Source organism: Paenibacillus sp. LS-5, from assembly GCF_056121505.1.
In genome coordinates this window covers 39,892-52,525 of record NZ_JBWAVA010000004.1, presented here as the reverse complement: position 1 = coordinate 52,525, position 12,634 = coordinate 39,892, and the positions used below count along the sequence as shown (strand labels likewise).

9 protein-coding genes are annotated in these 12,634 nt (G+C 49.7%); 8 read left to right on the top strand and 1 reads right to left on the bottom strand.

What is annotated here, in order from left to right; all coding sequences use genetic code 11:
• Positions 1-170: 170 nt before the first annotated feature.
• Together AC0MA3_RS07905 and AC0MA3_RS07900 are read left to right on the top strand one after the other, a co-directional pair.
• Positions 171-830, top strand: a complete 660-nt coding sequence (locus tag AC0MA3_RS07905) for a class I SAM-dependent methyltransferase (protein ID WP_474655769.1) — start codon at positions 171-173, stop codon at positions 828-830.
• Between the two features lie 116 nt (positions 831-946).
• Positions 947-1,939, top strand: coding sequence for a CapA family protein (locus AC0MA3_RS07900; RefSeq protein WP_474655989.1), 993 nt, complete (start codon positions 947-949; stop codon positions 1,937-1,939).
• A 132-nt stretch (positions 1,940-2,071) separates the two neighbouring features.
• Here the strand turns inward: AC0MA3_RS07900 and AC0MA3_RS07895 are convergent, their stop codons facing one another.
• Positions 2,072-2,965 carry an AraC family ligand binding domain-containing protein gene (locus AC0MA3_RS07895; protein ID WP_474655768.1) on the bottom strand — a complete coding sequence of 298 codons (894 nt, stop codon included), beginning with the start codon at positions 2,963-2,965 and terminating at the stop codon, positions 2,072-2,074.
• A gap of 116 nt (positions 2,966-3,081) precedes the next feature.
• Between AC0MA3_RS07895 and galA the strand changes: the two genes are divergently transcribed.
• The 6 genes from galA (at position 3,082) to AC0MA3_RS07865 (ending at position 12,630) form a co-directional block, all read left to right on the top strand.
• Positions 3,082-5,448, top strand: a complete 2,367-nt coding sequence (gene galA, locus AC0MA3_RS07890) for a beta-galactosidase GalA (protein ID WP_474655988.1) — start codon at positions 3,082-3,084, stop codon at positions 5,446-5,448.
• A 124-nt stretch (positions 5,449-5,572) separates the two neighbouring features.
• On the top strand, positions 5,573-7,309 hold the full coding sequence (locus AC0MA3_RS07885; protein ID WP_474655767.1) for a sensor histidine kinase: 1,737 nt from the start codon (positions 5,573-5,575) through the stop codon (positions 7,307-7,309).
• 51 nt (positions 7,310-7,360) lie between these two features.
• On the top strand, positions 7,361-8,932 hold the full coding sequence (locus tag AC0MA3_RS07880; RefSeq protein WP_379160829.1) for a response regulator: 1,572 nt from the start codon (positions 7,361-7,363) through the stop codon (positions 8,930-8,932).
• A 183-nt stretch (positions 8,933-9,115) separates the two neighbouring features.
• Positions 9,116-10,042, top strand: a complete 927-nt coding sequence (locus tag AC0MA3_RS07875) for an ABC transporter permease (RefSeq protein ID WP_474655766.1) — start codon at positions 9,116-9,118, stop codon at positions 10,040-10,042.
• A gap of 17 nt (positions 10,043-10,059) precedes the next feature.
• Positions 10,060-10,986: a carbohydrate ABC transporter permease gene (locus AC0MA3_RS07870; RefSeq protein ID WP_474655765.1), complete on the top strand. Its 927-nt coding sequence runs from the start codon at positions 10,060-10,062 to the stop codon at positions 10,984-10,986.
• Between the two features lie 63 nt (positions 10,987-11,049).
• Complete coding sequence (locus tag AC0MA3_RS07865) at positions 11,050-12,630, top strand: ABC transporter substrate-binding protein (RefSeq protein ID WP_474655764.1); 1,581 nt, start codon at positions 11,050-11,052, stop codon at positions 12,628-12,630.
• Positions 12,631-12,634: the final 4 nt, after the last annotated feature.

The following is a 12,634-nucleotide window of genomic DNA, read 5'->3' as shown; positions in this document are numbered from 1 at the left end:
TATTAAACAGGTCCGAATCATTGGCTGTTCCATCCTTCAGAGGATGGGATGGCCTTGTTTGTGTAGTCCACAAATGCTTAGCGTGCAGGTTGGTGTAAGGTTAAGGCATGAATCAGGGATTCCTGAATATACTCTCACTACCGAATTTCCTCTAAAAGGAGTCCTGGCCTATGCCTACCCATCCGTATGTTTCCCGTTTTTTTGTGAATGCCGATGCCCGCCGCGAAAAGCTGGTTTACAAATTGCCGGAATCCTGGTGGAGCCGGCCCTATGAATACGAATGGTGTACGAATTTCGTATCCCCGCATGATGTGGTGCTGGATGCCGCCTGCGGAATATCCCATCCGCTCAAGTTCTATCTTGCCAGCTACAGTGCGGAGGTTCATGCCTGTGACATGGATGCAAGAATTCTGTCCCGGGATGCTATTATCGCAGAAATTGCTGATGATGTCGGGGAGGAGGCGGCGCAGCTGGCAGGAGCGGCGCGGACGAACCGTCTCCATCTGGCCCAGGCGAGTCTGACCTCACTGCCGTATGAGAATGAGTGCTTTGATACGATTTTTTGTATCTCGGCTCTGGAGCACCTGTCATTGGAGGATTCTGTACGGGCGGTTAGAGAATTTCACCGTACGCTGAATGGTGAGGGGCTGCTGGTGCTGACTTTTGACTATCCGACCGTTAATCTCCTGCGGATGAATGAAGTGCTGCTTCAGGCCGGTTTCGAGTACTGGGGGGAGACAAACTTCAAGCTTCCGGCAGAGGCTGTGCGTACAGATCAGGGGGGCGGACTGAACTGTTTCCGGGCCGTACTTAAAAAAGCGAGAATCTAGCACCTATCCTTTATTTGGTTATACCTCTCCTAATATAGTAGAATAATGAGAGGTTAACAGATAGAGAGGGGTCAACGATTTTGCGCAGATTTGCAGTCATAACTATAATATTACTTTTGCTGATTCCTGCCCCGGCTGCTTTCAGTCAAGCTGCTCCCGCCGGGGAGAAGGTTAATCTTGTTTTTGCAGGAGACATTCTGCTGGATGGTTTTGTGGGCGACCAGATCGCCAAGTACGGTGTGAACTTTCCTTTTGCCAAGGTAGCACCTGTTCTGAAGAAAGCGGATATTGCCTTTGCCAACCTGGAGACACCGGTATCGGTGAGAGGGAAAGCGGCAGAGAAGACCTTTGCGTTCCGTTCCAAGCCAACAGCGCTTGCGGGACTGAATTATGCAGGGATTGATGGTGTGACCGTTGCCAATAATCATATTCTGGATTTCGGGCAGGTCGCTATGCTGGATACACTCATTCATCTCGACAAATACAAGATCGGGCATACCGGTGCAGGCAAGAACATTAACGAGGCCTATAAACCATATACCCAGACGGTACAAGGGAAAAAGATCGCCATACTCGGGGTAAGCCGTGTGCTCTCCAGCCCTTCGTGGTATGCGGGGAAGAACAGTCCGGGTGCAGCTTCAGCCTATACACCTGAACCGCTGATGGGCGCCATACAGAAATCGGCCAAAGAGAATGACTACACGATTGTATATATCCACTGGAACAACGAATTCAAGGACTACCCGGAGGATTATGCCCGCAAGCTCGCGAAGCAGATGATCGACAGCGGTGCGGATATCATTATTGGCGCGCATAGCCACTGCCTAATGGGGATTGAATACTATAAGCACAAGCCAATCTATTATTCGCTGGGCAATTTTGTGTTCAACCGTTCCACACGCGGCGGCGACAAGACGATCCATTCGATGTTGGTTAATTTTGAGGTCAGTAGTAGCGGTGTAACCGGCAGAATTACTCCGGTTAAGATTATCGGCGGCCAGCCCAATTTTATGGGAGAGGCTTATAATAAAGACACCATTAAGCGGCTGAACCAGCTCTCTTTCAATGCCCGTGTTGCGGCGAATGGAGCGGTTAGCGAGAAGCTGTGAAGACGTATTATTAGTGAACGAAATAGAACATTCGGCCCTAAGCCTGAGCGATTAGCTGGATCATGGCTTGGGCTTTTTTCTGTGCAAGGAAGGAGAGCTCAGGTGATTCCATTCAGGTCCCCAGCTCAAACCTCACGTGTCTTGGGTTGTGTTAGAGCCCGGCCTTTGGTTTGTGTCAGATCCGGCGTGATTCCACAGATTCTCCCGGTACATTCCTGGTGCAGTCCCATAAGTCTTTTTGAATGCGCGGATAAAATAATTGGGCTCCAGCCCCAGACGGCCGGCGATTTCTTTGATGGGCATATCCGGGTGTTCCTCCATCCACCTCACGGCCTGGTTCAGACGCAGGCCCTGTAAATAAGCATGAGGCGTTATGCCGTAGGCCTCACGGAATATCCGCATGAAATGCTGTACGGAGTAACCCACAACATGGGCGATGTTGGATATCTGCAGATTCTCGGTGAAGTGTTCCTGCATATACCCGGCAGCGCGGCGCAAGGCTTCCTGTGCTGTACTGTTTGCCGGAAGGGAATCAGCAACGGAGGAGAGATCAGCTATTTCCGAGAGCAGCAGGAAGAATTCATAGAGTCTGACGGAGATGTATGCGGCACGGGAGGCTTCGGACTGGTCCGCAAGCTCCCATAACTGTTTCAGCGGATTCATCAAGACTCCGGCGTCTTGCAGGCCGATCACTGTGCTGAACGGCAACCCGCAGCCGGTTAGCATTTCTTCCGCGATTCTTCCCTTAAACCCCACGTAACCAATCAGCCAGGGTTCCCCAGGGAGCGCATAGTATTCATGAGGCTGCCCGGCCGGAAGGATCAACGCCTGTCCGGCTTCCATAATCAGATTTTTTCCGTCCCTGAAGCGAACCCGGCCTTTGCCTTTGAATGCGATAAAACACTGTGGCACCAGATAACCGGACGGGCGGGAGATAGGATGCTGAGCGTGGCAGCCGACGTTGTACAGAGCCAGCGGTAACCTTGAGTTCAGAGGATCAGAGGATAGGCGAAAAGGCAGAAGCATACATATCCCTCACATTCAATTTGTGCTGTTTCATATTAGCATTGTGCTAACTATATTCTAATAATCTAATCTACAATGAGAATATAGTCTAGTAAAGGGGCGGTTATAAAGTGAGTATGGCAACGGTCAGAAAGAGAAGCCGGTTTGATGAGGATTGGAGTTTTTATAAAGGGGATATCCGTATTCCATATGCTGTGAAGGCAGGAATGACAGGCGGCATAACCGACTATAGTTCTCTGCAAGCGGGAGAATGGCTGGATATTGCCTTTAGTGATAAAGGGATGAGTCATCAGGAGCTGGAATGGAAGTCTGTATCCCTGCCGCATGACTGGTGCGTGGAACAGCAGTATGTACAGGATGCATCGCTCGGTTCGAGGGATGGCAGCCATGGGTATTTGCCAGGAGGAATCGGCTTTTACCGTAAAAGCTTTAAGCTGCCTCCAGATGGTGCACAGCGCAAGTGGACAATCACCTTCGACGGCGTCTCCGGGGTGAGCACGGTGTGGGTTAACGGACATTTTATCGGTGAACATCGCGGTGGATACACTGGTTATACCTATAATCTTACGGACGTGCTCCGCTATGGTGAGGAAGGTTTGAATGTCATTCTGGTCAAGGTGGATGCTACTGAGAATGAAGGCTGGTGGTATGAAGGCTGCGGGATCTACCGCCATGTCTGGCTTGAAGAGACGGACCGGCTGCATGTGGCGGAGTATGGAACGTATATTACGACACCGGAAGTAGAGGAGCACCAGGCCCAGGTGCATGTCAGCACCCGTATTCAAAATGAATACACAGAAGAGCGGGCGATCTCGCTGCATACGGAAATATACGACTTCGCCGGGAAGAAGATAGATACCCAATCGGTCCAGACTGACGTGGATTGGTACCGCGAGACTGAAGTGGAACAGATGTTCAGGCTGGAGCGCCCGGAGTTATGGTCCCCTGAGACCCCCTATCTCTATAAAGCTGTATCTATTCTGAAGTACGAGAATGCGGAGGTTGACCGCTATGAGACCGTGTTTGGCATCCGCAGCATTTATTTTGATCCGGAGGAGGGTTTTTTCCTCAATGGCAAACCGCTGCTGATCAAGGGAACTTGCAATCACCAGGATTTTGCCGGAGTAGGTGTGGCGCTGCCGGACAGCCTGATTGAATATAAGCTGAAGCTGCTGAAGGAAATGGGGTCTAATGCCTACCGCAGTGCGCACCATCCGCCAACGCCTGAGCTCCTCGATCTCTGCGACCGGATGGGACTGCTGGTGATGGATGAGAACCGCAAGCTCGACAGCAGCCCGAATGGGCTATCGCAGCTGACACAGATGCTCTACAGGGACCGGAACCACCCCTGCGTGATCATCTGGAACCTGGAGAATGAAGAGGTGCTGGAAGGAACTGTGACCGGCAGACGCATTCTGAAGACGCTCGCGGATACGGTCCGCCGGATGGATCCCACACGCCCGACCACAGCGGCTATGAATCATGGCTGGTATGAGAATGGATATAATGAGGTTGTTGACATTACTGGCTACAATTACGGACACCGGGATCATCTGGATATCCGGGACCATGAGCAGCATCCGGAGAGGCTGATGATCGGCAGTGAATGCGCGAGCTATACAGTGACCAGAGGGATTTACGAAGATGACCCGGTACGCGGCTATTGCTCCGAATACGGCACGAATATTCCTTCATGGGGCTGTACCCCGCAGCAGGCATGGAGTGATGCTCTTAACAACCGCTTTCTCACCGGTGTATTCATGTGGACCGGGTTCGATTACCGCGGAGAGCCAACGCCTTATCTGTGGCCATGTGTGAATTCCCACTTCGGGCTGATGGATACCTGCGGTTTCCCCAAAGACAGCTATTACTACATGCAGGCCGTCTGGAAGGATGAGCCGATGGTTCATCTGCTGCCGCATTGGAATTGGCCAGGTTCGGAGGGGCAGCCCGTGGAAGTGAGGGTATTCTCCAATACCGATACAGTGGAGCTTATTCTCAATGGCGTAAGTCTGGGAGAACAACGGGTGAACCGGACCGGATATTTGTCGTGGGAAGTCATCTATGAACCTGGGGAGTTAAAAGCGGTTGGAAAACGCGATAGCCAGACTGTGGCTGAGAAAACGGTGGTTACGGCCAGCCAGCCGCATCAGATTCGCTTATATCCGGACCGGCTTACGGGTGATGCAGATGGTTCGAATACGATTCCGGTCCGTGTGGCTGTGGTGGACGAACGCGGATATATAGTTCCAACCGCAGATCATGAAATCCGGTTCGAAGTGGAGGGCGCCGGAATTCTTCTTGGAGTAGGCAACGGCAATCCGAGCAGCCATGAGCCGGACAAGGCGTCCGTACGCCGGGCGTTCAATGGCTGGTGCCTGGCCTTGATCCAGACTTCCGCGGAAGCAGGTCCCATTATGGTTCGGGCAGTAGCCACCGGACTTGCACCGGCAGAGGTAGTATTGCATGCATTAACGATTTGAAAATGGACAAAAAAACCAGCGCCGGAAGGAATTCCGGCGCTTTTTCCATTCCCTATTTATTTCTGGCCATAGGGACGATAATATAGACATACCGAAATCCATATCAAAGGATGTTCTGCACCTGATGCCCAAACTGAAGAAATATATGCCTTTCACCTACAAAATGATGATTCCCTATCTGTTGCTGGTACTTCTCACCGATGTGACTATTGGCTATATCTCCTATTCCATGCTGACCGATTCACGGACGGAGATGGCCGAGTCCAACATCCGGACGGGAATGGAGCAGTCCAGGAACAATATCCGCTATCAGATGGATGAAATTCAGCGGATGTCGGATAATCTGTTCGGCAGTCAGCCGTTCCAGCGCGCACTTGAGCTCAAGGGAACCCCGTTTGAGATCTACCTGGCCATGATCGACCAGATCGTACCCCAGATCACCGCGCCGCTGCAGCTGTTCGGGAACAAGATCCGGTTCATGCTGTATACGCCGAACAGTGATCTGAACATTGTATCCGGTGATAATCTGGATGAGCCGATCTACAGCAGCGACTATTACATTCTGCCGCTTAAAGATATCTCTGATAGCGGGTGGTACCAGTCCCTCAAGGATTCGAAACAGGACAACCTCTGGCTGCAGATTGATACAGACCAGAAGCTGGATAACCTCTCGCATGTCCGTAGACTGGTCAACTTCAGCGATTATAAAACCGTGATCGGCTATGTGCGCATTACCGTATCTCTTGAGGATTTGTTCGGCGGCTTCGACACCTTCCCGCTGGAGGAGGGAATAACCCTCCGGCTTGTGGAGGAGACCACCGGCGATATTCTGTTCCAACGTGGTACGGCGAATTACGATGAGCCTGGCAGTGATTTTCTCAGTCTGCATGAAAAGATCCCCGGCAGCAGCTTTGTCATCGAATCTCTGGTACCATACACATATCTGACCAAGGATGCCGGCAGGCTGCGCCGTGTGATTATTGCAGTATGCACCCTCAGCTTCCTGGTAATGACGCTGATCGGTTATGTGGTAGCGCGGCTGTCTGGACGCAAGATGAGCAGGATCGTGGGACTTGTGCGTTCTTTCCAGGAAGGGAACTTCCAGAAGCGTATCCGCTTCTCGGGCAATGATGAATTCGTGCAGATTGCGGACTCTTTCAATGTGATGGCAACCAATATCCAGGAGCTGATCAACAGCGTATACGTACAGGGCATTCAAAAGAAGCAAGCGGAACTGGAAGCGCTGCAGGCGCAGATTAATCCGCACTTCCTGTATAATACCCTTTCTACAATAAGCAGCCTGGCAAATCTCGGGGAGATTGATAAGGTCACCGGGATGGTACAGGGACTCTCACGTTTTTACCGGTTAACACTGAATCAGGGCAATGTCTACATAGAACTGGAGAAAGAGCTGGAACAGGTGGCTACGTATCTTGAGATCCAGCGGGTCAAATATGCAGATGCGTTCACAGTATATTTGGATGTAGACGAGGAGATTCTGCATATGCAGGTCATCAAGCTGGTACTTCAGCCTTTTGTGGAGAATATTTTTAAGCATGCATGGTTTGGAGAGACGATTGCGATCCGGCTGACGGGCCGGCTGATCGGGGATAATATTGAACTGAAAGTCATCGACAATGGAATTGGCATGCGTCCTGCGGATATCAAACGTATGATGCAAGGGCCGAGCCAGGCCGGCGGTTATGGAGTGAAGAACGTGAATGAGCGGATCAAGCTCAGATACGGAGATAACTACGGAGTGACCATTGCGAGCTACTATGGGGCCGGCACTACCGTTCAACTCCTGCTTCCTGCCGGGATGAAGGACAATGAGGAACTGGATGATGAATTCACCCCATAATTTGCAACTTGCAACCCGCAACTTGTACTGACACAGGAGGAACATTAAGCTATGAGCATTAACGTATTGCTGGTGGACGACGAAGCTATTGATCTGGAGTGGATGCGCCGAAGAGTGCTTGCCAGCGGATTAAATATTACCGTAGTGGGCACGGTGAGCAGCGGTTTTAACGCCCTGAAAATTATGGAGGAAGCACAGGTCGATATTATTTTATCAGATATCCGGATGCCGATTATGACCGGAACCGAATTTGCACGCAAGGCGAAGGCACTGAGTCCTAAGACCAAAATTGTGTTCATCAGCGGACATGAGGATTTCAGTTATGCTAAGGAAGCCATTGAGATTAATGCCTCGGGATATTTGTTGAAGCCCGTTCAGGATAAGGACTTATACGAAATGCTTGGCACACTGTGCAGCACAATGGAGCAGGAAAGGGAGCAGGACCGGTCTTTCACTGAAGCCCTGTCTCTGGTGAACAAGGAACTGCTTCTGCGCTGGTTCGATGAGGCATCTCCTGAACCGGTGGAGCCGCATCTTCGGAATCTTCTAACTCCCTTGCTGCAGAAGGGGGCAGCCGCAGCGATCGTGGAGATCGATGATCTGGAGTGGAAAATGCGGGATTGGTCCGAGGAAGATACGCGGAGTATCACGCGGCAAATTGCCGGGGTGATTAAAGATTTTGTCGAGATTTCCAAGCTGGGGATCTGGATTGCTGTACATCATACCCGGTTTGTCATTCTGTCCTCACTTCCGCAGGAGAGCTTTCTGAGTCTGCTGGAGGAATTAATCCGCAAGGTAGCCGATTCGTCTCCATGTACGGTGACTGTAGGTATTGGACAGTATGCAGAAGAAGAGGCTGGGTTGCACGGGTCATACCAACAAGCACAAGCGGCGCTTAGTGCAAAGTGGCTGCTCGGCAAAAACCGTCTGATCCGCGATACCATACAATCTTCTCCAAGGGGAACAGCCGGCGGGCAAATTGAACAAACGGTAGATCTGCTGCTGGAGGCTATCGTCCAGTATGATCTCGTTGCGATAGATGATCATCTCATGGTATTGTTCACGAAGGATCTTCCCGGTGCCGGTAGGAAGGAAGTCTACGAGCTGATCATCCGTATTACCTCGAAGCTTCATGCCGATCTTCAGCAGCAGAACGAGAATTTGTACGAGCTGCTGCAATGGGAATCCCATCAGCCGGATATCCTGTTCCAGTTCGAGACTATCCATGATATCCTATCCTGGATGCGGCGCAGGTTCTTCGAGCTATCGGAGCTGCTATATGTGAAGCGGCAGCGGCAGAAGCGTAAGCTAATTGATGAGATCATGCGTTACGTGGAGGAAAATCTGGAGAAGAAGATTACCTTAAAAGAAGTAGCTGCTCATTTCGACTTCACTCCTAATTATCTGGGCTATCTGTTCAAGGAGGAATATGGGCTCCCCTTCAGTGAATACGTGAATGAACGCAAGACGAACCGGGTATCTGAGCTGCTTAGTGACCCGACTCTCAAAATCTATGAGATCGCCGAACGCATGGGCTACAAGAACATTATCTATTTTAACCGCCAGTTCAAGCAGATTACGGGGATGACTCCGGGAGAATATCGTAAAAAGCATAAAATATAGCCATAAAAACGTTGCCCTGGCCGTTTTCTGACCCCGGGCAACGTTTTTGTTTTTTATTAAAGCATATGTTTCCACTGATCGTTGAAAAAGTATTACTTTTAGTTGATAGGCTGAATCCACACCAGGTAAGCGGTTCTCTATAATAAAGCTATAGAGAAAAGTGACATGGAAAGGGGATTCGAGATGAAAGAGAAACGACACGGATTCTGGGATGATGTGAAGAAGCACAAATCTTTGCTTCTCATGCTGACACCTGCAGTATTGTTTTTCCTGTTATTCGCTTACGTGCCCATGGCGGGTATTGTACTGGCGTTTAAGCAATTTAATTACACAGGCGGTGTCTTCGGCAGCCCGTGGAATGGACTGGATAACTTTAAATTCTTCTTTAATTCCGGTGACGCCTGGCGCGTAACACGAAACACGGCGCTGTACAATATTGCATTTATTGTTGTGAACAACGTGCTTCAAATCTTTGCGGGTATCCTGCTGTTTGAGGTTGCTGGCAAATGGTTCCGGAAGATTACTCAAACGATGCTGTTCCTGCCTTACTTCATTTCCTGGGTTGTAGTTGGAGCCATTGCGTACAACCTGTTCAACTTCGATGTGGGTACCGTTAATGTATTGCTGAAAGGCCTGGGCATGGAGCCGGTTGATATTTACAATACTGCCGCTTATTGGCCGGTTATCCTGGTGATCGTGTCTGCATGGAAGACGCTGGGGTATGGTACAATCATGTATCTGGCGGCGATCACAGGCATTGATACTGAAATGTACGAAGCAGCCGAAATAGACGGTGCGAACATTTTCCAGCGGATTATGAAGATTACCGTTCCGAACCTGATGCCGACAGTCATCATACTGGTTCTGCTGGCGATTGGGAATATCTTCCGCGGTGATTTCGGGATGTTCTACAATATGGTCGGTAACAACGGGCTGCTGTTCTCGTCCACTGACGTTATTGATACCTTCGTATTCCGGTCGCTCACAACCTCGAATGAGATTGGGATGTCCGCTGCGGCAGGCTTCTATCAATCACTGCTCGGTTTTGTAACGATCATGCTGGCTAACTACGCTGTACGCAAATACGACAAAGACCGTGCCCTATTCTAGGAAAAGGAGGTAATGCCATGAGTACCACTACTGCAAAAATACAAAGCCCAAAAGTGCGCAAGCGTGTTAATACGGACCGGCTGCTTCTGTCGGTTATCGGATATGTGTCACTTACTTTGCTCGCTATATTCTGTATCTTTCCCTTCATTCTGGTGGTGTCCTCCTCTCTAAGTGAGGAGAGCACGATTATCGAGAAAGGCTTCCAGCTGATCCCGACTGATTTTTCAACGGATGCCTACAGTCTGCTGTTTAAATATCCGGCTGATATGCTGAGAGCGTATGGCGTGACGATATCCGTTACAGCCATCGGTACACTATTCGGATTGTTTCTAACCTCTATGACAGCCTATGTGCTGTCACGGAGAGACTTTAAATGGCGCGGCCGCTTCTCCTTCTTCTTCTTCTTCACTACACTGTTCAGCGGGGGTCTGGTGCCCTGGTATCTGATGATCGTCAACTACCTGCATCTTAAAGACACTTTGCTCGTGCTGATTCTGCCTATGATGATGAATGTGTTCTACATTATCGTCATGAAGTCGTTCATGAGCAGTATCCCGGATGCGATTACGGAATCTGCCAAAATTGACGGTGCGGGTGACTTCCGGATTTTCATGCAGCTGATTGTGCCTTTGTCCAAGCCAGCGCTGGCTACCATCGGCCTGTTCATCGCACTTGCCTACTGGAATGACTGGTATAATGCACTGCTCTTTATTTCCAAGTCCGAGCTCATGCCGCTTCAGTACTACCTGTACAAAATGCTGGGTAACATGGATGGGATGCGTAAAGCGATGATGGCTTCTGGTGCCGTGGTGAATTCCGATCTGCCTACAGAGAGCCTGAAGATGGCCATGACCATTGTGGCTACAGGACCTATCCTGCTTGCTTATCCATTTATTCAAAAGTATTTTGTGCAAGGACTCACTGTCGGTGCTGTCAAAGGATAAACCCGGGCAACCCGGTTATCAATATATTTCACACAATTATTAGTTTAGGGGGCACTATCTGTCATGACAAACAAGAAAAAGAAACTTACCGTTACACTGGCAACCATGATGACATTGGGTACAATCCTGAGCGCATGCGGTGGCGGCAATAACAGCAATACAGCTGCGGAAGCCACGAATGCCGGAGCAAAGGCTACAGAAGGGGCAGCTACAAATTCTGGCGCTCCGGATACCTCTAAAGAGGTTAAGCTCAAAATGCTTCTAGTCGGCGGCCAGCCTGGCGATTACGATAAAGTCTTCGGTGAGCTCAACACCAAGTTGAAAGAGAAAATCAATGCAACCGTAGAAACAGAATTCCTTGACTGGTCCGACTGGACACAGAAGTACCCGCTGAAATTCGCAGCCAATGAGGATTTCGACCTCGTCTACACAGCAAACTGGGCATTTTATAACGATCAGGCCCTCAAAGGCGGATTTCTGGAGCTGACGGATGATATGCTGTCCAAGTACATGCCAAAAACTTGGGAAGCTATGCCTAAAGTAAACTGGGAACAAGCAAAAGTAGATGGCAAGCTCTACATGGTTCCGAACAATAATGTTGAGGTTACTGACAAAGTTGTGTTGTATCGTGAAGATCTGCGCAAGAAATACAATCTCCCGGCAATCAACAGTCCAGAAACCTATGCTAATTACTTGAAGACAATTGCCAAGAACGAAAAAGGAATGAATGCTTTCGGAGCTAAGCCTGCAGATGGCTGGAAGTTCCATGAATTAGACCAAACCCTGCTCGAGCAGAACAACAACTTCAACCTGGTGGATGCAAACCTGCTGCCACTGGCGTACAAGCTGGATGATGCTACCGGCAAAGTATTCGACATTTATGACACACCAGAATTCACATCATTGCTTAAATACTATAAAGATCTGGCCGACAATGGCGCATGGTCCAAAAACGTAGTCAGCAATAAAAACGATGTATGGCAGGATGTTAAAGCAGAAAAGGTTTCCTCTTACGCCCATAACCTCGGTACGGTAGCAGCTAACCTTGCCGAAATGCGCCGCGACAAACCGGATGTAGAGCTGGGAATTGCTGACCTTACACCGGATAAGAAGAAAATCGCTGCCATTTCCACCCAGAACGGTATGTCCATCCATGCCACATCAAAGAACGCTGAACGTTCCCTGATGCTGATTGATCTGCTGCAGAATGACAAGGAAATTCATGACTTGACTATGTACGGTATTGCCGGAAGCAACTATGTTCCTCAAGGCGATGACAAGTACACTGCTGGTCCTGCGGCTGCGAATTATACGGGCTTCTCGAACTGGGGCTGGAATTCCCCGCTGAACCGTCAAGATGCTGCATATCCGAAAGAAGCCGATGATATGTTCAACACTTGGCAGTCCAGTATCTATCACTTCCCGCTGGAAACCTTTGTCTTCGATTCCGCTAAAGTGAAGAACGAAGTAGCAAATATCGGAAACGTAATGCTGCGTTATGCGATTCCATTGGAATATGGTTTGATCGATGATGTTGAAAAAGGTCAGGCAGATCTAATCAAGCAGTTGAAAGCTGCTGGTATTGATAAAGTCCAGACTGAAATGCAATCCCAGATCGATGCTTTCCTGGCTGCAAAGAAATAATAAT